The sequence below is a fragment of the Gordonia polyisoprenivorans NBRC 16320 = JCM 10675 genome (assembly GCF_000241325.1).
GTDB classification, from domain to species: domain Bacteria; phylum Actinomycetota; class Actinomycetes; order Mycobacteriales; family Mycobacteriaceae; genus Gordonia; species Gordonia polyisoprenivorans.
In genome coordinates, this window is sequence record NZ_BAEI01000092.1 from 1 (window position 1) to 22,172 (window position 22,172).

Annotated in this window: 19 protein-coding genes; 2 read left to right on the forward strand and 17 right to left on the reverse strand. The window is 66.8% G+C overall.

The features are described 5' to 3' along the window. The 11 genes from GOPIP_RS25845 to GOPIP_RS25895 all read right to left on the reverse strand — a co-directional run. On the reverse strand, window positions 1-622 hold a 622-nt coding region (locus GOPIP_RS25845; RefSeq protein WP_006372824.1), incomplete at its 3' end, for an AMP-binding protein. Window positions 623-657: 35 nt separating this feature from the next. Next, the gene (locus GOPIP_RS25850; RefSeq protein WP_244421225.1) at window positions 658-1,359 is read right to left on the reverse strand and encodes a hypothetical protein; all 702 of its coding nucleotides are present in this window, start codon (window positions 1,357-1,359) and stop codon (window positions 658-660) included. A 92-nt stretch (window positions 1,360-1,451) separates the two neighbouring features. Continuing rightward, window positions 1,452-2,411, reverse strand: a complete 960-nt coding sequence (locus GOPIP_RS25855; RefSeq protein WP_006372826.1) for an MlaD family protein — start codon at window positions 2,409-2,411, stop codon at window positions 1,452-1,454. Then, window positions 2,408-3,460 (reverse strand): MlaD family protein, encoded by a 1,053-nt coding sequence (locus GOPIP_RS25860; protein WP_006372827.1) that lies wholly within the window; start codon window positions 3,458-3,460, stop codon window positions 2,408-2,410. Before GOPIP_RS25860 ends, GOPIP_RS25855 begins: the two co-directional genes overlap by 4 nt. Continuing rightward, window positions 3,460-3,843, reverse strand: coding sequence for a hypothetical protein (locus GOPIP_RS29645; protein WP_006372828.1), 384 nt, complete (start codon window positions 3,841-3,843; stop codon window positions 3,460-3,462). The genes GOPIP_RS25860 and GOPIP_RS29645 overlap by 1 nt, the downstream gene beginning before the upstream one ends. A 31-nt stretch (window positions 3,844-3,874) precedes the next feature. After that, window positions 3,875-4,567: an MlaD family protein gene (locus GOPIP_RS29650; protein WP_006372829.1), complete on the reverse strand. Its 693-nt coding sequence runs from the start codon at window positions 4,565-4,567 to the stop codon at window positions 3,875-3,877. Between the two features lies 1 nt (window position 4,568). Next, window positions 4,569-5,603, reverse strand: a complete 1,035-nt coding sequence (locus tag GOPIP_RS25875; protein WP_006372830.1) for an MlaD family protein — start codon at window positions 5,601-5,603, stop codon at window positions 4,569-4,571. A 40-nt stretch (window positions 5,604-5,643) separates the two neighbouring features. Further along, window positions 5,644-6,633: an MlaD family protein gene (locus GOPIP_RS25880; protein ID WP_006372831.1), complete on the reverse strand. Its 990-nt coding sequence runs from the start codon at window positions 6,631-6,633 to the stop codon at window positions 5,644-5,646. Then, on the reverse strand, window positions 6,630-7,682 hold the full coding sequence (locus tag GOPIP_RS25885) for an MlaD family protein (protein ID WP_006372832.1): 1,053 nt from the start codon (window positions 7,680-7,682) through the stop codon (window positions 6,630-6,632). Before GOPIP_RS25885 ends, GOPIP_RS25880 begins: the two co-directional genes overlap by 4 nt. Beyond that, window positions 7,679-8,545, reverse strand: a complete 867-nt coding sequence (locus tag GOPIP_RS25890) for an MlaE family ABC transporter permease (RefSeq protein ID WP_006372833.1) — start codon at window positions 8,543-8,545, stop codon at window positions 7,679-7,681. Before GOPIP_RS25890 ends, GOPIP_RS25885 begins: the two co-directional genes overlap by 4 nt. 6 nt (window positions 8,546-8,551) lie before the next feature. Further along, entirely contained in the window at window positions 8,552-9,415 is an 864-nt protein-coding gene (locus GOPIP_RS25895) for an ABC transporter permease (RefSeq protein WP_006372834.1), read from the reverse strand. 162 nt (window positions 9,416-9,577) lie between these two features. Here GOPIP_RS25895 and GOPIP_RS25900 point away from each other — a divergent pair, with 162 nt between their 5' ends. Together GOPIP_RS25900 and GOPIP_RS25905 are read left to right on the forward strand one after the other, a co-directional pair. Further along, a complete protein-coding gene (locus GOPIP_RS25900) occupies window positions 9,578-10,822 on the forward strand; it encodes a CaiB/BaiF CoA transferase family protein (RefSeq protein WP_006372835.1) in 1,245 nt (414 codons plus the stop codon). Further along, window positions 10,822-11,727, forward strand: a complete 906-nt coding sequence (locus GOPIP_RS25905; RefSeq protein ID WP_006372836.1) for a hydroxymethylglutaryl-CoA lyase — start codon at window positions 10,822-10,824, stop codon at window positions 11,725-11,727. The genes GOPIP_RS25900 and GOPIP_RS25905 overlap by 1 nt, the downstream gene beginning before the upstream one ends. A 48-nt stretch (window positions 11,728-11,775) precedes the next feature. On the opposite strand, the gene mycP is transcribed toward GOPIP_RS25905, so the two are convergent. The 6 genes from mycP to GOPIP_RS25935 all read right to left on the reverse strand — a co-directional run bounded on the left by mycP (window position 11,776) and on the right by GOPIP_RS25935 (window position 22,126). Then, on the reverse strand, window positions 11,776-13,182 hold the full coding sequence (gene mycP, locus GOPIP_RS25910; protein WP_006372837.1) for a type VII secretion-associated serine protease mycosin: 1,407 nt from the start codon (window positions 13,180-13,182) through the stop codon (window positions 11,776-11,778). Beyond that, a complete protein-coding gene (eccD, locus tag GOPIP_RS25915) occupies window positions 13,179-14,702 on the reverse strand; it encodes a type VII secretion integral membrane protein EccD (RefSeq protein ID WP_244421226.1) in 1,524 nt (507 codons plus the stop codon). The genes mycP and eccD overlap by 4 nt, the downstream gene beginning before the upstream one ends. A 77-nt stretch (window positions 14,703-14,779) precedes the next feature. Continuing rightward, complete coding sequence (locus GOPIP_RS25920) at window positions 14,780-15,517, reverse strand: immunity 49 family protein (protein ID WP_244421227.1); 738 nt, start codon at window positions 15,515-15,517, stop codon at window positions 14,780-14,782. Between the two features lie 161 nt (window positions 15,518-15,678). Then, window positions 15,679-16,563 (reverse strand): immunity 49 family protein, encoded by an 885-nt coding sequence (locus tag GOPIP_RS25925; protein ID WP_006372840.1) that lies wholly within the window; start codon window positions 16,561-16,563, stop codon window positions 15,679-15,681. Then, complete coding sequence (locus tag GOPIP_RS25930; RefSeq protein ID WP_006372841.1) at window positions 16,563-17,471, reverse strand: immunity 49 family protein; 909 nt, start codon at window positions 17,469-17,471, stop codon at window positions 16,563-16,565. Before GOPIP_RS25930 ends, GOPIP_RS25925 begins: the two co-directional genes overlap by 1 nt. Beyond that, the gene (locus GOPIP_RS25935) at window positions 17,471-22,126 is read right to left on the reverse strand and encodes a WXG100-like domain-containing protein (protein ID WP_006372843.1); all 4,656 of its coding nucleotides are present in this window, start codon (window positions 22,124-22,126) and stop codon (window positions 17,471-17,473) included. The genes GOPIP_RS25930 and GOPIP_RS25935 overlap by 1 nt, the downstream gene beginning before the upstream one ends. Window positions 22,127-22,172: the final 46 nt, after the last annotated feature.

Genomic DNA, 22,172 nt, shown 5'->3' on the forward strand with positions numbered 1-22,172 from the left:
TGAAGATGTAGAACGCGGTGTCCGACAGCGGGATCGAGTCGGTGACGGCGGGATTGCGCGGGGAACACCGCGCCGCGCCGCGGTGTAACTCGGCGAAGTCGAGGCGAACCTCGGGCAGCGCCGACTCCGGTACGGACTCGAGCACCTCGGCGAGATCGGGTTGGTAGATCAGGACCTTTGCGCCGATGAGCCCCAGGCTGTGTTCGAGGACCGCGCCGCGCTGGTGAAAGTTGAGCATCCCCGCGATCGCCCCGAGTTTCACGATTGCCAGCATGGTGATCACGACGTCGGGATGGTTACGCGATTCGATGGCCACGACGTCGCCGCGTGAGATCCCCTGCCGACTCAGGAAGTCCGCGATCCGGTTGGCGTGCGCGTTGGCGTCACGGTAGGTGATCGACTGCCCCTCGAAGCGCAGGAAATCGCGATCGGGATAGGCCTCGACGGACTGGACGAAACGCTTCCCGATGGACATCTGCCGACCGGGCGGACGCGGAATCAGCGCCGGCAACGACCGCAGCACTCCCCCGAGGTCCGGGCGCAGAGACGCGAGCCCCGACAGGATGTCTCGCAGGGTGATGTCGGGAAGAAGTCCCGTATCTGCCGAATGCGGAGTTGTCATCACGTCCTTTCCCCGGGCATCCACCTCGATGCCCGTCACTTGCCCGGCAGGGGCGAGATGCCGCCGCTGATGTCGGTGATCTGCCAGTTCTTGCCGTCCACCGTTATCGGGTATAGCGCAGTCGTCTTCACCCCGTCCGGTGATTGGACGTTACTGGTGGTCACGTCGAGGAAGACCTGAACGTGGTACGTGCCGTCGTTGTGGGTGGCGATGTCGCTGCCGACGAGCGTGCCGGTGGAGACCCACTGCAGTTGCCCGAGAAGATCACGCAACGCGGGTTCGCTGGTCTGGAACTGCTGTGCCAGCGGCTGGTTGACGTGTGAACGCAACGCCGCGAACCACGGGTCGAAATTGCGGTAGTCGATCCGTGCGGCGGCCACCGCATAGTCGGAGGCGAGTTGTCGTGCGTGCGCCTCGTCGGCCGACTGTGCGCGCAACGCATCGAGCTCGTCGCCACGCTGGTGCGCTTGCCACCCGAAGACGCCCGTCGCCACCGCCAGCGCCAGGATCACCGCGACGATCATCGCCGCCACGAACGGCCGCGAACGCAACCGGGCCGTCAGCGACGCGCGGCGTCCCGAAGGCTGGTCGGCTTCTGCCGCCCTCTCCTCCGATTCTGTTGCCCCGTGCGGTGATTCGGTATCGGCCGGTGTTCTGTCGTCCGGTGCTGTGTTGGTCTGCTCCGTGTCAGCCTGCTCCTCGGCAGTGTCCGTATCGGCAACGTCGGTATCACTCATGTCATCTCGGTTCGTGTCGGTGGGCAGTGGGGATTCTCGGGCTCGTGGCGGCCGATGCGGCTCGGTGGTGGCCGATGGGCTGGGTGGTGCCGTCATGGCGGGTCCGCCACGGTCAGTCGCAGGACGCCGTTCTCGTCGACGATCCGCAACCCCTGCTCGACCAGGGTCGCCAGATTCACCCGACCGGCCGGTGCGACTGCGGTCAGGGTGGGCTGGAGCACCCGCATGATCGCGGCGACGTCGGGCATGGTCTTGTTGAGGTACTCGCCGATCTTCTGGGTGAACGGGATGATCACGTCGTACCAGCCGGTGGCGCCCTCGGTGGCCTGCGCGAGTCCGGGCAGCAGGCTCCACAAGGTGGAGAACGGAATGTTCATGTGCGCCAACTTCGGTGCGGTGGCGCGCATCACGGCGCCGATCCGGGCACCGTCGAGGCGCGTCAACAGTTCCTGTGCGTGGTCGAACAGGCCGGAGAACTCGGATCGGTAGGTGCCGATCGTGCGGGCGGTCAGCGAGGAGAATCGGCCGATGGTCGCCAGGTCGGCGTCGCGGCCCTGCCAGCCCTCGGAGATGGTCCGCGCGATCTCCTCGAGGGTGGCCGGATCGAATTGGCTGGTGAGTCCGTGCATGGAGGTCAGCATGTCGGCCACCGAGACGCCCGGGTCGATGCCGTTGCCGATCACGGCACCGTCGGTGAGGTACGGGCCCGATCCGGTGGTCGAGGTGAATTCGACGTACTGCTCGCCGACCATGGACAGATTCGCGATGCTGACCGTCGCGTCGGCCGGCACGTCCGCGCCGGGCCTGATCCGGAGGGTGGCCCGCAGCCCGTCGGGTCCGGTCCGCAGATCGGTCACCGTGCCGACCTGGATGCCGTTATAGAGCACCGACGAATTATTCTGCAGGCCATTGGATTCGGTGAGGTCCAGCGATACGGTGTCGTATCGGGTGAACGGGTGCAGATGCAGGACGCCGACGACGAGGTAGGCGCTGAGCGCGATCGACACCACCACCAGCATCACCAGGCTCCCGATCGTGCGGCGTGCGGTCATCGCATGGCCCCGATCATCCGGAGAACCGCGGCGACGGTCCGGGTGTCGGTCGCCGACCCGCCGGTTCCCCGGCCATCGGGTTCGGTGACGTCGACGACGTCGATCGACGGGTTACCCGCCCAGGCGACGAGTCGGTCGCCGAGCAAGTCATCGAGACGGCGGATGTCAGCGGGTGCCTGTGTGTCGAGCCGTACGGCCGTGGCGACCAATGGGTCGACGACCCCGATGAGGCCCTGAAGAGTCGCATAGCGCGGGATGATCAGGTTGCCTATGGGAACGACGTTGGGCCCCAAGGCATTCAAGACGTTCGACAGTCCGAGGAATGCCGAGACCGCGCCGCTGACCCGTCGCGGCCCGAATTGGAAGGCGAACGCCAATCGGGACCGGTTGACGTCGAGGGTGTGCGAGATCGTCTCGATCGAATCGATCATCGACCGGATGTCGTCGCCCTGACCCGCGCTGCGCGCGATCAGCGCGCGCAGCACCTCGATGCCGACGTCACGTTCGGTGGTGTCGGACGGAAAAGCCTTGTTGGCGTTGGTGATGATGCGTTGAAGGGTGGCGATGGTGCCTCCGTTGGCGAGTGCGGCCACACCTCCGAGAAGATCTTCGACCTGTGGTGACACCGTGGTCCTCGACAGCGGGATCGTCTGGCCGGCGGCGATGGTCGCGGTGGTGGCGCCGGCCGGTGGTGACAGCGCGATGAAGAAGTCGCCGAGCAGGGTCGCCTGCACGAGTTCGGCGGTCGTGCCGGCGGGCAGCCGGACGTCGGCGGAGAGATCGACGGTCGCGACCGCCACCCGGCGACCGTCGTGTTCGGCCAGACCCACCCCGCGCAGTACCCCGATTCGTGAGCCGTTGTAGACCACCTTGCTGCGTGCGGGAAGGTTGAGTACCGAGGCGAATTCGATGTGTAGCGGGTAGCTGTCACCGTCGACGCGGGTACCGGGTAACGGCAGATCGGTCGGCGCAACGCCGCACGCGGCCACGAGAACCGTGAGACTCGCCAGCACTGCCGCCCACGCTGCGCACCATCGGGATCGGATCATCACCGGCCCCCTGCGGACGCGAGTACGAGTTGGACCAGCGCAAGGTCGACGTGTCCGGTGGCTCCGGGCGACGGCCGGCAGGCCTGTGCCATGACCGCGTTGACCGCCGCGCAGACCGCCGAGCTCGACGACGCGGTGACCCGCACCGCCGGCGGAGCCGTCTCGATTCCACCGACTGCCGCGCCACGGGCGAGGATGCGTTGGACTCCTGTCGACACCAGGGGCAACCGCCGCAGCAGGGCGAGGATCTGATCCATCGGGACGCGATCGAGTAACGGCATGAGAGCGTCGAGGACGGCGAACACCGGCGGCGAGTAGGTACGGATGAGACGCAACAGCGACGGGGTCAGTTGGGTGGTCTGGACGACGGCCGGATTGAGCACCGAGAACCAGGCATCGAAGGTCTCGGCGAATTCACCGAGTTTGGTCAGTCCGAGGTTGCAGATCCGGCAAGCGCTGAACGAAGAAATCGGTCAGCTCCCCCACGTTGGTCAACAGCGAACGCAACTGTTGATCCCGCAGCCCCGGGTCGCCGAGCGCCGCGGCGAGCCCGGCGATCGCAGCATTGAAATCCGCACCGGTGCCGCGCAAGGTCGCATCGACGCGATTCATGCTGTCGCGCACCAGTTCACGGCGCTCGCCGGACTCCGACGCGGCGGCGGTGACCTGGGAGGCGAGCTTGTCGAAGGCGGCGTAGGCGGCACTGACACTGGTCGGGGTGTGCTTGCGCGCCAACGGAATACATCGCCTCAAGTCCCACGCGGCGCCGGTGGTCCGACCCGACGGGATCTCCAGGTGCCGGTCGGTGACGATCGAATCCGAGGTGGTCACCGCCGACACATCGGCCGGGAAGTCGACGGGCGTGTCGAGGGTGAACCGCACGACCACGTGCCCGGCCTGCGGGGACACGGCGGTGACGGAGCCGATCCTTACGCCGCGCATCGTGACGTCGTTGCCCGGGTAGAGGCCGACGGCGTCGGCCATGTCCGCGCACCCCGACACGTGGCCGGCTCGCCGTTCAACGATGACCAGCGTCGCACCGACGGTCACCGCGATCGTGAGCACCCCGACGATGATCCGGCGCCATATCTTCGGTGACCGAGACATCTCAGCACCGCCGATCCGGGCTCGGGACGCACAGCCCACCGGCCGTCACCTGATCGGGGGTGATCTGCACCTGCGGTGCGTTGACGACCACCGACGACAGATCCACCCGACCCGAGGAGTTGGTGACACCCATGGCATCTCCGATCTGATCGACGATCGCGGTCAGTGTGCCGAGGAGGTCGTCGATGCGGGCGGGCTGGGCGCGCAGGGTGTTGAGCACGTCGAGAACCTGCCGGAACGGTGGTTCGATGGTGCCGGTGAAGGCATCGACCGGCTTGGCGATGAAGGCGAACAGCGCGCCGATCGACCGCACGGTCTCCACCCCTTCGGCCTTGACCTGAGAGGCCTTGGCCCCGACGTAGCCGATCAGACGCAGCAGTTCGACCAGATCGGCACGCCCGCTGTTGAGTCCGGAACTGTACTCGTCGCTCAGGGCGACCGCGGCGTCGAGGTCGTCGGACCGCGCCCCGACCGCGGTGGTCAGTTGTTCGGTGTCGGCGATGATCTGCCGGATCGCGTCGGGTTGTCCGGCCAGCGCGGCATCGACCTTGCGCAGCGTGTCGGCGATGGTCTGTCCGTTCACCTTCGACACGACCGCTCCGGAGTCGGCGAGAACGTCACTGAGCGTGTATGGCACCGACGTACGTTGCATCGGGATGATGTTGTGGCCCAGCGCTGTCCGGCCGGCCGGCGCCAACGCGACGTAGTGGCCCCCGATGGCGGTGGTCAACCGGACATCGGCCGACGTCTGATCACCCAGTGCGACATCGGAATCCACGCGCATGGTGACCTCGACGCGATCGGGATGCAGGGCGATCGCCGACACCTCACCAACCCGCACACCGGCGATGCGGACCTCATCACCGGATCGCAGGCCGCCGATGGTACTCAACGCCACGAGGACATCGCGGTGGCCGAACGGGTCGAGGTAGATGACACCGCACACCGCGGCGAGCACGACCGCCACCCCGAGACCGAGCATGCCCAGCCGGAATTGCCTGCGCCGCATCGATGCTTCGTCGCGTCGCCGGGTCATCGGCACACCACCACCGGGACACCCGCGAGCAGAACCCGCGTCAGCGGCGTGGGGATCGCCTGTCCCGAGCCGCACTGATAACCACCCTGCCCCGCGGCGTGCGCCGTGGCGTCGGCGCGTCGATCAGCGCGGGCAGTCGTTCGAGGGCGGCGGTCGCGGTGTTGACGGCCGGCACCCAGGTGCGCAGCAGGTGATCGACGGTGGCGTAGTTGCCGTAGTAACTCTCATCGAGGCTCTCGAGGAGTTGCCGTACGGGCCCGAGACTGCGCGCGGCCAATCGCATCGACTCCTGGGTCTTGTCCGCCGACGCCGCAAGCACCCCGAAGGCGTCTCCCATCCGGGAGATCAGATCGTTGAGTTGCGATGACTTGTAACGGATCTCACCGGCGACACGGCCCAATTGGGTGATGACGGTCGCGATGAGCGTCGAACGATCGGAGACGACGTCGGCGAGCTGACGCAGCTGGTTCAGCACCGAGCCGACGTCGGGGCCGCGGCCCTCGATCACTGCCAGGATGTTGTTCATCAGCGAATTGAGTTGGTCGGGTTGCAGCGTGCCGAACAGCGGCCGGAGCCCGTTGAACATCTCGGTGATGTCGAAGGAACCGATGGTCCGCGAGGCGGGGATGACCGCGGTGGTGGCGAGTTCGTGTTTCGGGGCGGTGGAGTCACCTGCGGGGGTCTGCAGGTCCAGGTACCGCTGTCCGACGAGATTCAGGTAGCGGATGGCGATCTGGGTGTCGTCGTAGACCGTGGTGGTGGTGTTCACGGTGAAGCGCACCTGCGCCTGGGCCTGGTCGCCGGAATCGTCGAGCAGCGAAATGGATTCGACCTTGCCCACCCGCACACCGAGTTCGCGGACGTCGTTGCCGACGGTCAATCCCGACACGTCGGTGAAGCGGGCGGTGAACGTCCGCCCGGCGCCGGGCACCGAGGGATCGAGCGCCTGGACGATCACCCACCCGGCGAGCAGCATGGCGACGACGAACAGGACGAAACCCGCAGTGGCCGTGGGCCGCACCCGGTTCATCGGCCGCCACCCCCGGTACGGACGGCACCTGCGGCCGGCAAGGCCGAGGTGATCGCGGGCAACGACTCCAGCGTGAGCCCGAGGCGTAACCGCACGGTGCCGTCCACGCGCGGCAGCATCTTGTCGAGCCGGCCGATCAGCTCGTGTGCATCGTCGGCTGCTGCGGGCACGGTGGACAGGGTGTAGCCGAGCGGGGCCCCGAGAGTGAGTGAGGCGTCGAGAACGGTGGCCAGGTCACCCGGATCGGTGCCGACGACCTGGCCCAGGGTGATGAAGGTCTGCACGAGGCCGGTCAGCGCACCGGTGACCTTGGCCGTCTCCTGCGGGTCGGCATACATCGCGGTCTTCTCCACCAGGGTGGTGAAGAGGTTGACGAAGGGGTCCGACAACGCGGCCGCACCGCGTAGGGTGTCGTCGGCGATACGCAGCATCTGGGCGAACGGCATCTGTTGGTGCTGATGCGCGAGTGCGAACAAATCGAAGCCCGACCGCATCAGCGGCGAGATCTGGGTGACGACCTCGTCGAGCCGGTTGATCATTGCGGTGACCTCGGAGCCGGTGAGGGTGGAGCTGATCGATCCGATGTCACGCAGGACGCTCACCGCCGATACGTCCGACGAATCATCCTGCGCCGCAATGATCTGTCCGTTGCGTAGCGCCGGTCCCGGTGCGGTGGGGGTCAATTCGATCCCGGTCACGCCGAAGATGTTCGACGGCGCGAACGTCGCGGTGAGGTGGCCGCCGATGTGGTCGGCCTGGGTGGCGTCGACGGCCAGGCGCATCCGCTGATGCCCCTGATCGTCGATGGTGATCGACTCGACGTGCCCGACGAGCAATCCCTGGTATTTGACGTCGGCGCCTGCCGAGAGTCCTTCGGAGATGCGATCGGAGGTCACGGTCACCTCGACGGTGTCGTCGAAGACTCCGCGCGCGTAGAGGGTCACAGGTATGGCGATGGCGGCGAGTACCGCGATCGCCGCGAGGCCCCACCGGGTCAGCACACCGGTGGACGGACCACGCCCGGACACGTCGATCGGTGGCCCGATCATCCGGAGAACCTGAATCCGACGTCGGAGCCCCAGAACACGAGGGTCAAGATCATGTCGAGCACCACGATGAGGATGAAGCTGAATTTGATGGCGCGGCCGGTGGCCGTCCCGACCCCTTCGGGTCCGCCGCGGGCGTAGTAGCCCTGATATCCGTGGACGAGGACCACGGCGACGATGAACACCACCGCCTTGATCAGCGAGTAGATGACGTCGACCGGACGCAGGAAGGCGGTGAAGTAGTGGTCATAGGTGCCGCTGGATTGACCGTGCATGCCGGTGACCACCAGCGCACAGGTGAGGTAGGCGAGGATCAGGGTGATCAGGAACAACGGGATGATGGTGATGACCCCGGCGATGGCACGTGTGCTGACGACAAACGGGATCGGTTGCACGGCTTGCGCTTCGAGTGCGTCGATCTCCTCGGCGATCCGCATCGACCCGATCTCGGCGGTCATCCGGCAACCGGCCTGCGCGGCGAACCCGATCGCCACGACGATGGGGGCGATCTCGCGGGTGGTGGCATACGCCGAGAGAAAACCGGTGAGCGGACCCATGCCGAACATGTCCAGTGAACCGAAGGCCTCGACCCCGATGGAGCCACCCACCGACGCCCCGAGAACCACCAGCACCGCGACGGTCCCACCGCCCACTATGACCGTACCGTTGCCCCACATCATGTCGCCGAGGACGGCCAACGTCTGGCGACGGTAGTGACGCAGCGCGTGCGGCATGGCGCCGAGCACCTGTGCGGTGAAGCGCAACTGATGGCCGAGCTGCGCCAGCAGTCGCGCGGGCGCGCCGGTGATCGCGCCGAGCCGGCGCACCCGTGGGTGGGCGGCGAGGTACACCTCGAGTCCCAGCATCGGCAATCACCCGACCTTCGTCTGCACGAACATCGACAGCAGCTGGGTGGCAAGGAGATTGAGCACAAAGCTGGCGACCACGCTGAGTACGACGGCGGCGTTGACCGCGTCGGCGACCCCGCGCGGACCGCCGCGCGCCTCCATCCCACGCTGACAGGCGATGGCGACGACGACCAGACCGAAGATCTCGGCCTTGCCCAGCGCCGCCCACAGATCGACGAGGCCCGCGAACTCGCCGAACGACCCGAGATAGCTGCCGGCCGCACCGCCCTGGAACGCGACGTTGACGAAATATCCGGTGGCCACACCGACGAAGACGATCTCCACACAGATCAGGGGTGCGATCACGGCCACAGCCGCAAGGCGGGGGGCGATCACCCGCCGCGCCGGGTCGATACCCATGGTGCGCAGGGCGTCGATCTCCTCACGAACCGTCCGCGACCCCAGGTCGGCGGCAACCGCCGAGCCGACCGCCCCGCCCAGCAGCAGTGCGGTGGCGATCGGGGCACCCTGCCGCAGCACCCCGAGCGCACCGGCCGCGCCGGCCATCGAGGACGCCCCGATCTGCGAGGTCAGGCTGCCCACCTGCACCGAGATGATCACGCCGAACGGGATCGCCACCAACGCGGCGGGGATCGCGGCGACCCCCGCGAAAAACACCATCTGCCGGTAGGCCTCACGCACCGGGAACCGGCCCCGAACCACGTCTGCGACGCCGAACCCCACCGAGGTCGCGAAGAGATCGAGTAGGCGCCCGAGGGTCGACACCGAGGAGCCCAGCATGCCCGTCACTCGGCCCCGCTCGCTCACACGCATCGCCACTCCGGTGTCCCCGCCGACCCGATCCGGGTCCTCGTCCGCTCCCGACACTCACGCCACCCGAAGGGCGCGTCGTGCCAGTGTGACACGAAAAACAAATTCTGGGTTCATTTTCAGTTTTTTGCGGTTGTCAGGGCATCGCGGCACGTCAACGGCCTGTGACGAGCTCGGCCGGGATTGCTTCTGGACCGTGATTGGTTACACACTGGTGGCATGGACGACCCCGACTCCCCGCCGACCATCACCCCGGACACGGAACCGACGGGTCCACTCGACGGCATCACCGTGCTCGAACTGGGCACCCTGATCGCGGGCCCCCATGCCGCTCGCCTGCTCGGCGACATGGGCGCCGAGGTGATCAAGATCGAGCCACCCGATCGGCCGGACCCGATCCGCACCTGGGGGCAGGCCGAGGTCGAGGGCCAGCGCTTCTACTGGACGGTGCACGCCCGCAACAAGCGGGCGATCACCCTCGATCTGCGCGACGACCGCGGACGCGAACTGTTCCTGCGATTGGCCCAGCGCGCCGACATCGTCGTCGAGAATTTTCGGCCCGGAACGCTCGAACGGCTCGGGATCGGGCCCGAGGTGTTGTGGCAGCACAACGCGGGACTGGTCGTGGTGCGGGTGTCGGGGTACGGCCAGACCGGGCCCGACGCGGCGCGCGCGGGATATGCCTCGGTCGCCGAGGCCGCCAGCGGGCTGCGCCACATCAACGGCTACCCCGGGCAACTCCCGCCGAGACTGTCGCTGTCGCTGGGCGACACCCTCGCCGGAATGTACGCCGCGCAGGGCGCACTCGCGGCACTCTACCGCCGGACCGTCACCGGCAAGGGGCAGGTCGTCGACACCTCACTGCTGGAATCATGTGTGGCGGTGCAGGAGTCGACGATGGCCGACTACGACATGGGCGGTATCGTGCGGGGGCCGTCGGGCACCCGTCTCGACGGCATTGCCCCGTCGAATCTGTATCCGACCGCCGACGGAACCCACGTGATCATCGCCGCCAACCAGGATTCGGTGTTCGCCCGGCTGTGCGCGGCGATGGGACAGCCCGAACTCGCCGCCGACCCGCGCTTCGCCGACCACGCTGCCCGTGGACGCAATCAGGATGAGCTCGACGCCCTCATCGGCGAGTGGTCGGCGCAGCACGGGGCCGACAAGCTCACCGAGGTGCTCTCGGCGGCGGGAGTCGTGGTCGGGCCGGTGAACACGATCGAACAGGTCGTCGCCGACCCCCATCTGCAGGCGCGCGGGATGATTGCCGAGCATTACGACGCCCGGGTGGGCCGGGTGGTCCACGGCCCCGGTGTGGTGCCCCGCTTCGGCGACACCCCGGGTCGAATCCGCAATGCCGGGCCACCGGTGCCCGGTCACGACAACCACGCGGTGTTCACCGATCTGTTGGGATTGACGGACTCCGAGATCGACGAACTCCACGAACAGGGCGTGATCTGATGAACGTCACCCTCCGCGACGTCGCCATGCGAGACGGATTGCAGATCGAGGAGCCGATCTCACTCGACGCCAAAGTAGAACTGTTGCAAGCCATCTGCGATACCGGGGTGACCGAGGTCGAGGTGACCGCGTTCGTCTCACCCAGCAAGGTACCCGCACTCGCCGATGCCGCCGAGCTCTGCACGCACCTCGGCGAGTTTCCCGATGTGCGGTTCTCGGCGTTGATCGCCTCGGTCAACGGCACCCGCCGTGCGCTCGACTCCGGTGTGAGCAATCTGGAATATGTTGTCTCGGCCTCTGATTCACACAGCCGGGCCAATGTCGGACGCGACACCGACGCGTCGACGGCACTGATCGACGAGATCGTCGGTATCGCCCACGACGCGGGAGCCACACTCGAGGTGATCATTGCGACTGCCTGGGACTGCCCGTTCGACGGCCCGACGCCACCGGAGCGGGTCACCACGATCGTCGCCCACGCGGTGGCGGCGGGCGCCGACCGCATCAGTATCGCCGACACCATCGGCACGACGACCCCGAGACGGGTGACTGAGCTTGCCGCACAGGTGTTCCCGTTGATCGGCGATCTGCCGCTGGGCGCACACTTCCACAACACGCGGGGTACCGGGTTGGCGAGTGCCTACGCCGCCGTGCAGGCCGGCATCACCCGGCTCGATGCCTCGGTCGGCGGACTCGGCGGATGCCCCTTCGCACCCGGTGCGAGCGGCAATATCGCCACCGAGGATCTCGTCTATCTGTTGCGCGACTGCGGCATCGACACCGGCGTCGATCTCGATGCCGCCATCCGTGCCGGACGCGTCGCCATCGGTGCGGTCGGTGGCGGTGACGGGAGCGCGCTGATGCGCGCGGGCGATCGGAAGCTCGCCACCGGCGAGCCACGCTAGACCGGCCACCTCTCGCCGCAATATCGGTGCGCGGTGGGATGCGTACGGTCAGTGCTCGTCGATGTCGCGGTAGGCGGTCTTCTCGTCACGCATGCGCCGCAGCGGTGTGAACAACGCCCAGGCGGCGGCGATGAGGAAGACACTGATCCCGCCGACGACGAGCGCGATGTCGCGTGTCCGGGTGGCGGCCCGGTCGGGCGGGACCGGCCCGGCGATCTGCTTCTGCAGCACGGTGTTCGACGCGTGAGGCTGGTCGGGGTCGACGGCGGCGATCGGGTCGACCAGACCGTACCCGGTCGCCATGTCGGGCCCCCGTCCACCTGTGTGGGCGGTGCGCTTGATCAGTTCGATCACCTCACCGGCAGACATGGTGGGGTGCTCGGCGCGGACGAGGGCGACCACCCCGGACACCACTGCGGCGGCGAAGCTCGTTCCGTTGAACGATGATTGGGCACCTTTGATGACCTGCCGGTTGACCAGCCCGGAGCCGGTGCTGCTCAATGAGACGACGTTTTCGCCGGGGGCGGCGACCGAGACCCACGGACCGGTCAGTGAGGTCGACGCCGGCTCGTCGTCGGCGGTCACATTTCCCACCGACAGCACATAGTCGGAGAACCATGCGGGACTGGCGTAGGTGGTCATCCTCGACCATTCGGTGGAGCGGGGTACGTTCGGGTCGACGCCGGGGTTCTGCGGGCAGCGATCCTTGTCGGCGTTACCTGCGGCTGCCACCACCACCACGTTGCGTTGGTAAGCGGCGCGCACGGCGCGACCGAGCAGGTCGTCATCGACCGGGGATCCGGTCGTGCCGCAGGCTGCGGCGGAGATGTTGATGACCGTGGCGCCCAGGGACACCGCACGGGTGATCGCATATGCCAGCGTGGTGGTGTTGCCGTATCCGGAGGAGACGGCATCGCTGTCGTCGCCGTTGCTGCCGTCGACCTGGTAGGAGTCGCTGTTCTGCCGGATCGACAGGATCGTCGCGTCGGGGGCGATGCCACTGAAGCTGTCGGCGGTCGAGGGGCGCGCCGCGATGAGCCCCGCGACCAGCGTGCCGTGTGAGTCGCAGTCGGTGAGCCCGTCTCCGCTGCCGACGTAGTCGCCACCACCGATCACCTTGCGGAGCCGGGGTTGCGGATGCACACCGGTGTCGATGACCGCGACCGTTTGCCCGACACCCGTGCTGTAGGTCCAGGCAGCGCGATAGTTCACGGCGAAGCCTGTCGGGTCGACCTGGGACAGATCGGTGCCGGCGGCGAGTACCGGTGTGGCGCACTGCTGTTGCTGTTTGGTCTTGTCGGTGGGCCCCACCGGACCGCTCGGTGCACCGCCCGCAGCGATCCGCGGTGGGGTCAGGGCTGCGGCGGGCCCTGTGCCGACGAGTACCAATAACAGCACCGTGGCCAGATGGGCGATGACGACAATCGTGCGTCGCACCCTGATCGGGAGTGTCATCCCCCCACGACCTGGGCGTACAGGCCGGTTGTCCACGCCAGCGCGGGGAGGACCGCGGCGAGGGCGAGGTAATCCAGGTGGTCGCCGAGTCGCGCCCACCGTGGCGACCTACGGTCGGTGGCGAACACCGCGATGCCCACTCCGACGACCACCAGCGCGAGGAGGGCGAGAGCGGCGACCGCATACATCGCCGACGGCGCCGTCCGGAGTGCCAGGGCGGTGATCACCAGAATCGCGACACCACCGAACAGCAATGACGCCGACGGCACGAACGGCAGCTTGCGTGCGCTGCGCAGCATCATCGCGGCCGCGATGATGGCGTTGAACGTGATGACCGCCCACGGTGTGGGATCGGTGCCGAGGGCTGCGATCGCCGTGCCGGCGATCACGGTTGCCGCGGCTGCCAGATAGACCGCTGACCGCGTGGCGCGGGCACGCTCCACGGATTCGGCCACGGCCTGGGCAGAAGGGACCTGTGCGCGGGCACCGGCCGCCGTCCGGCGCTGCTGCTCGCGGCGCTCGGCACGGTCGAACGGGTTGGTGAACAGCTCGGTGGTGCCTGCCTGCGCGTCGCGGGAGGATTCGCGCTGATTGGTGAGTGGACGGAGCCGACGACGGTTCATGATGAGTGGGTCGGCTCCCACCGCGACAAACAGACCACAAGTGGCCAGGACGGTACCCGACAGTTGGTCGGTCCAGTGGAAAGCCGCGTGCGCCACGGCCACGACCGCGCACAGAGTGAACCCGACCGCCACGCCGACGAATCCGACGTGTCCGGCGCGGACGATGACCTGCCCACCGATCGCGGCGAGAATCATGACGCCGCACACGATGGCCGGCGCCCAGGCGTTCACACCGACGGGCAGGTGTGCGCCGCCCACCGATGCCACCCCGAATACCAGTGGCAGGGCCGCCCATCCCAGTGCTGCGGCGATCGGCGGCTCGGCGTAGTAACGGCGCGCGACGACGGCGCCGATGACGAGGGCTACGATCACGCCGACAGTCTGATAGGCGAGCGCGGTGCGCTGGGACAAGCCGAAGTCGCCGAGCAGGAGCAGGTCACACACCGCAACGGCCATTGCCAACCCGACAAATGCCATCACGCGGGCTGCGCGGGAACTCCACGCCGGGTATCCCTCCCGATTGAGTCGGGCCACCGCATCGACGACGTCATCGAACAGTTCGGGCGGGGTCAGCGCTCGTTCGGCACTCAGACTGAACTGGTCGCCGTCCTGCGACCCTGCCATGGCCAGGGTCTGGTCTCCTCGCACCTCACGACCGTTCGCGAGCCGGGTCAGCACCCACCGGTCCCGTTTGTTGGGAATCCCGTTGGGTTCGTCCTCACGCCTGACATCCCGCGAGGCGATCAGCTCGGCGAGTTCGGGGACGAGGTTCACGACGGGAACATCTATCGGCAATTCGATATCGAGTTGGGTACGTCCGCCGAACACCGACACCCGTATGGTCCGCGGCGCGGCCGCGACCATCACCGTCTGCCGAAGCTCCCCTATCCCCGTCACAGCGCTCCAATCTAACCGACCGGACACTCCCGTGTGACCCGTGGTCATCCGGATGTCCGATATGGCGGTGCGTGCCCCTACCGCAACCGATTCCGACGATCAAACACCAACGCGCCCGGCAGATACTGCGACTGCACCCCCACCTCAAACCCCGAATCCACCGCCGCACACACCGGACCCAAAATCCGCCACGGCACAAACCCCTCCTCCGCACGCACCCGATTCTCCACCGGCCGAGTAAAGAACTCCTTATTGCCCTCCAACGCCACCCGCACATCCGCCGGAAACTCACTACGACTCCCCGACACCACATCCCACAACAACCGCACCGACGGAAACACCCGCTGCAACACACTCTCGGCCCCCGCCAACGGCGCCAACTCCGGATCCGTCAACCGCATCACCTCCACCACCTGCTGCGCCACCGGCTCACCCCGCTCACCCCGCAACAACATCTGCCACGCCCGCGCCCACTGCTCCTGATACGGGTCAAACCACACCCCCTCCTCCCTCGATGCCTCCCGCCACTCCGGTTTGAAATCCCGCAACGCATCCAACAACCCCCGATCCCGAGCCACCAACCCCAACCACAACGCCCCCAACCAATGTGGCGCCATCGTCCGCGGATTCGGACCCGACGATCCCGTCTCCAACGACCGCCCCAACACCTCAAACGACAACCGGCGCTCACCCTTCGGCAACGACGCCCGCACAAACTGCACCCGACACACCTCACACGCCGCATCCAACAACGACCACACCTCCTCACCCACCACACCACCCGAACCCACCAACGACCACACAACCTGATTCACCAGGTAATTCTGAAGACTATGAATGCGATCGCTATTCCACGGTAAACCCAACCCCAATAGGCGCTCTACCCCACGTTCAGCAGCAACCAATCGACGCTGCACATAACCGTCAGCCTCACAATCATGCCACCGCTCAATATCCACCATCAGCCAGAATTCCCCTACCGCAATCGATCGCGACGATCAAACACCAACGCATCCGGCAAATACTGCGACTGCACCCCCACCTCAAACCCTGAATCGACCGCCGCACACACCGGCCCCAAAATCTGCCACGGCACAAACCCCTCACGCATACGCACCCGATTCTCTACCGGCCGCGTGTAATACTCTTTATTGCCCTCCAACGCCACCCGCACATCCGCCGGAAACTCACTACGACTCCCCGACACCACATCCCACAACAACCGCACCGACGGAAACACCCGCTGCAACACACTCTCGGCCCCCGCCACCGGCGCCAACTCCGGATCCGTCAACCGCATCACCTCCACCACCTGCTGCGCCACCGGCTCACCCCGCTCACCCCGCAACAACATCTGCCACGCCCGCGCCCACTGCTCCTGATACGGGTCAAACCACACCCCCTCCTCCCTCGACGCCTCCCGCCACTCCGGTTTGAAATCCCGCAACGCATCCAACAACCCCCGATCCCGAGCCACCAACCCCAACCACAACGCCCCCAACCAATCCGGCGCCATCGTGTACGGATTCGGACCCGACGACCCCGTCTCCAAATGCCGTCCCAACACCTCAAACGACAACCGATGCTCACCCTCCGGCAACGACGCCCGCACAAACTGCACCCGACACACCTCACACGCCGCATCCAACAACGACCACACCTCCTCACCCACCACACCACCCGAACCCACCAACGACCACACACACAACTCAATCAAGTCAGTCCGCAACCCATCGATTCGCAGACTATTCCAAGGCCGATCCGACCCCAACGAACGCTCTACCCCGTACCGAGAATCATCAATACGCCACTGCACATAATCCGCAGGCTCCCACTCATGCCACCGCTCAACATCCACCATCAGCCAGAATCTCCCGACCGCAATCGATCGCGACGATCAAACACCAACGCATCCGGTAAATACTGCGACTGCACCCCCACCTCAAACCCCGAATCGACCGCCGCACACACCGGTCCCAAAATCTGCCACGGCACAAACCCCTCACGCATACGCACCCGATTCTCTACCGGCCGCGTGTAATACTCCTTATTCGCCTCCAACGCCACCCGCACATCCACCGGAAACTCACTACGACTCCCCGACACCACATCCCACAACAACCGCACCGACGGAAACTCCGTCTGCAACACACTCTCCGCACCCGCCACCGGCGCCAACTCCGGATCCGTCAACCGCATCACCTCCACCACCTGCTGCGCCACCGGCTCACCCCGCTCACCCCGCAACAACATCTGCCACGCCCGCGCCCACTGCTCCTGATACGGGTCAAACCACACCCCCTCCTCCACCGACGCCCGCATCCACTCCACCTCAAAATCCCGCAACACATCCAACAACCCCCGATCCCGAGCCACCAACCCCAACCACAACGCCGCCAACCAATCCGGCGCCATCGTGTACGGATTCGGACCCGACGACCCCGTCTCCAACGACCGCCCCAACACCTCAAACGACAACCGATGCTCACCCTTCGGCAACGACGCCCGCACAAACTGCACCCGACACACCTCACACGCCGCATCCAACGCAGACCACACCTCCTCACCCACCACACCACCCGAACCCACCAACGACCACACACACAAATCGATCAACTCGACCTGAAGATCATGAATACGATCACTATTCCACGGAAGCTCAAGACCCAACAGGTCCTCAACATCCTCTCGCGCCTCATTCCAGCGCCGCTCCACATAATCTTCGGGGCCCCACTCGTGCCACCGCTCAGCATCCACGATATTCACCATCAGGCAGAATTTCCTTCGCTCGATTCAACAATCTTCTTAGGCAGATTTCTTCGGATATCGAATTCACGGTGCCTGTACCCCGAATACGATCCTTCTCTGTCAACGGTTGCCCGCACCAACTCGTAGCGTAACGCGCCACTAGACAGAGCCTTTCGAATTTGGCGGCCAAGTCGTTGAGTAACCACGTCTGGACTTCCACGCATAGCGGAAGCCACTGATTGCAGATACTCCCTTCGCCCCTGCTGATAGTCACGTTTGTCTGGCCCGCGCCTACTCCCCAACTCCGCATGCGGCCCCTTTGCCTCCACCACGACCAGGATCGGGCCGGTGATTCCTTCCTCGTTCTTCACGCCTTCCCGCGGAGTAACCCTGAACACTCCATCGACACCTCCGGCACCCCGGGAACCGAGAGGCAGCAAGGTCTCAACCTCGAACTGACTGGCGCGGTATCGATTTGGGATCGCCTCCGCCGCCGCATGCAGACCCGCTAGTTCGCCGGCGTCTGTCATGATCCGGAAAGCACTCTTTCGCTCAGCATCTGTCGCGTCCAGCTTGTTCAGAACGTGCTTCAGCTGAGCGCGCGCCCAATCCCGCAAGCGGCGCAATTCGTCCGCCACCCGGTGAGCCCCATAGGTCACTTTCTCGTCGTAGGCCCCGTATGCGGCTTCCTCGACCTTGACCATCTTCTCGGTCGTGATCTCATCGTGCTCATCAAGCAGCGGAATACGATCACCGTCAGCGTCCAACGCCCCCTTGATGTTTCGATCCCACCGCGGTCTCCCGTCGTGGTGGGTCCGATGGTAGTACTTCTCCAGGTACCGACGATCGGCAACTTTGTCGACAACCGACTTACCCGAGTGCTCCAGGCCATTGATCGGCTCCCTGGGATCTGTTTTTCCCCTGCCCGGAGCATCGGTCGGGTCCGGTTGGTCCGGGACCGGGTCGTGCTCGCCGTCGCGAGGCTGACCGGTATCGCGGTGCGGACCGTCTACACCTCCCCCCCGCGCATTCTCGGCAGGTCGATCTCCGTCGACGCGCTCCGTCGGTACGTCCGACTCGCCATCACGCGCGAGCCTTCCCGACGAGAGTGGCACGCCCGCGTCATCGCGCTCGCGAGAACGCCCTGCATGACCGTTGAGGTCGGCGTCGGCCTCATCCGCTGGTGCTCGCCTCGTGCCCGACCCGCCACCGTCGTCTCCGGCCCGGCGAGTCCCACTCCGCTCGCCGTCGTCCTGTTCATAGCGCTCGTCGTGTTCAGTGCGCTCGTCGCGGAATTCGCGCTGCCGCGGCCCCCCGCGCCGGGTCCCGACCAACTCGTGATCGCCGAATACCTTGCGGCCGCCCAACTCGGCTCTCGGATGCGTCAGTCGCGCGTCTTCGATTCCGACTGGTCCACGACCGTCGTGGTAGGCGGCGCCGAATTCCGTGAAATGACCCAGTCCGTCGGCCAAGCTCATCACCCGCTCACCGGCGGGCGCCGAGGGATCCAAGACCACGTGCTCGCCGTCAAGACGTGCCACGGTCACCGCATGCAGATCGCCACCGGCCTCCGTGCGCCCCACCACTGTGGCCGATGCGTGCTCGCCCAAGCCGTGTAGCGAACCGGCGACCGAATCGACCGATGCGCGGTCGAATCCATCCACCCCCAACCGATCTGCCAACTCGGAGGTACTGAGCCCCGCGAAGTCACTGCCTCGGTTTTCCGGTGCCACCGCCTCGCCCGACAACAACCCGTCACGCACCGCGATCGCCTGGTCGCCGCATTGCTGACCGGACACATTGGATTGGTCCAGAACCCCGAGAGCACGGTCGGCTTCTTCCCGCGTCATCGACGATGACAGCGCCACCCGGTCCGACACCCCGGAAGCGGCGTCGATGACGCCGACCTCCGCGGCATCGTCAATCCCCTCGGGCCGAATGCCCTCGGGTGCATTCGGTTCGGGATCGTGAGCGACAGCAGGATGTTCGGTGCGTGCACCTCCCAGACGTGCTCGCACCGCATCGGTCAGCCGCGCCGCGCCGTGAAAGGCCGCCTTCACCGACACCGCACCCAACAACGACCCCGATACCGCCAGCATCGTGACCGCGTCCGGCGCCGGGTGCACGTCACCGCCGACGCCGGCCGGCAGCCCCTCCGCGCGCGTCGTCATCGACGACATCACCTTCTGCGCCGCATCATCGAAGCTCTTCAGCACCCGCGCGGGGGCCTCGCGCGACTCCCGTTCCATCCGCTGGGTAGCCGCGTCATCAGCCACCCTGCGCGCGGTGGCGAGTTCTTCGGTCTTCTCTGTGCGGCCGCCGTCGTGCGACGTGGGCGGCTGTGCCGCATCGTCGGGGTCGCGATCGGGCACCACGTCCCCGTCGCCGTCACCCTCGGTACGCACCGGGCGCGAGCTCTCCGCCGGAGGCTCCGACGAGATGTGACCGGTAACGTCACGGTCGATCAGATGCGGTAGGTGCGCGGCGTCGTGCGGAAGTCCGTCAACGGCAACGATTTCCATCCGGACCGGCAGATCGCCGAACCGTGCGGTCACCACTCGCGCGGCTTCCGCCGAGGCAACGTCGGCTGCCGAATCCGGTACGTGGGAGACCTCGGGGTCGGCGGGCTCGCGACCGTGACGCCCGCCCGTCTGCTCGTCGCCGCGGTCGTGTGCGGTGAACCGCCGCGGCTCGTCCCCGCCACCGTGCTGATGCGTTGCGGACTCTCGCGTGTGAGCATCCCCGTCTGTCGGGCGGGTAGACCCGCCCTCTCGACCGGCAGGGCTCGAATCCGTTGCGCGCGCGGGTTCAGCCGTGCGCGCCGAATCCCCGGATCGGGAGGCGTCGGTCGTGGGACGCTGGGCCGGCGGCGGTCCGCCACGCTCACCGGACTCGCCCTCGCTGCCGCCGGTGGAACGACCCGACGATCCGGCGTCGGCGGCAGGCCGCGATACCCCGTCGGGCCCAGCCGACCGGGTCGCGTCCGCGGTTGCCACCGTAGCCCGCGCGGTGACACCGCGCTCCGCGCCGATGCGCTCGGCTCCCCCGGCCGGTGCCGCGGCTTCTGCGCGCACCGCGGTCGCCGCGGTCAATGTCCTTGGCGTGCCAGCGCCTTCGGGTCGCGCGGTCACCGACGCACCCGACGCGGCGGGGTGCTCGGCGATCGCCGACACCGTCGGCCTGCTACCGGCCGCGGCCGTGGTTGCGGCGCCCGTCGACGAACCCGCGCCCGCCGTCGGTGCCGCCGAATGTCCCGCTGCGGCAACGGGACTACCCGGCGCCGAGGCCGCTGCCGAGGGTCCCGCTGCGGTGGCCGCGGTCGTCGCGGGCGCATCGGCAGTCGTCGAGGGTGACACCGACTCTGGATGCGCGCCGCCGACGGGCACTCCCCCGGTAGCGGCCGCGACACTCGGCTCCGGTTGCAGGCCAACACTTCCCGCGCCATCGTGAGAAAGATCGGCTGAGCCGGCAACTCCGTCGGCGGGTGAGGAGGATCCGTCGACATGTGTGTTTGCCTGCGGCGCCGTCGGTCCTGCAGAAGTGTCGCCTCCGCCGGGATGCGAGGTGTCGGCGACCACCGGGGCACCCTGTCCCGCAGTCGCCTCGGCGGTGGTGGCGTCGGTGATCGCGCCGTCGGGGTGTCCGGCAGTTCCGTGCTCACCCAGTCCGTCTACGGCGCCGGGCGTCGGAGAACCGCCGACCGTACCGGTGATCGTCTCGCGCCCGGCACCATCCGCGGCGAGTCCGGCACCCTCGGATTTCCCGGGCAGCGCCCCCATCAGCGACGACCCGAAAAAGCCTGCGGCATTGAAATGACCACCGGTCAACAGCATCGCGCCACTGTTGCCCGCTGCACCACTGACGTAACCGATCACCCCGCCGCGAGCGAGGATGGCACCCTTCGAGGTGCTCTCGGTGACCTGCCCGAACGCCCGGTCGGCGAACTTGCTCATCCCCACACTCGAGGCGCCACCGATCGCACCGCCGAGTGCGTAGGACTCGACCACCGAGCCGAGTTGTCGCACGTCGATTCCCGACCGGTGGCCCTGCGAGATCTGATAGCCCTGGATACCGAGTTCTTGTGCCGCCCCGAGGGCGGTCCACTTGAGGGTCTCGAATGCGATACGCCCTACGGTGGTTTCGATCAGCTTCTTGATCGTGGTCGCCGCAACGGTCTCGCCGATCTTCTCCACGATCTCTTTGAGGAGCGTGCGCTCCATGACGGCGATCGCAGCACGGGTGATGGCCTCGATGATCGGGATCCCGGCCAGCGATCCGCCGAACGTCTCCCAGGCGTTGGCGAGCGCGATGGCAATCTGGATAGCCGCAATGCCCAGGGAGGCCAGGATGTTGAGCTTGGTGTACTGGATCTGGGTTCCCGTGGCCGAGGCCAGATCTCCCAAACCGTCCATACCCTCGGCCAGTTTGTCCACGGCGTAGTCGCCGGAGAACATCTTCGTGAACTCGTCTGCGATCGCCTGCGCAGAGGCGCCCTCGATGACCGACAGCGTCTCCTGGGTGACGGAGTCGAGATCGGGAATCAGATCCCGCAATTGGTCGGCGTGGGTGCGCCAGGTGTCGGCGATACGCCACATGGCGTCCTCGTCGCCCTGCGGCCACTTCTCACCGGCCAGATACGACACCCATTGCAACCATCCGGGAATCCCGATGGTCACGGTGCGCTCACCGGTAGGGCGGCCCCGGTCTCGCGGCGGTGGTCAG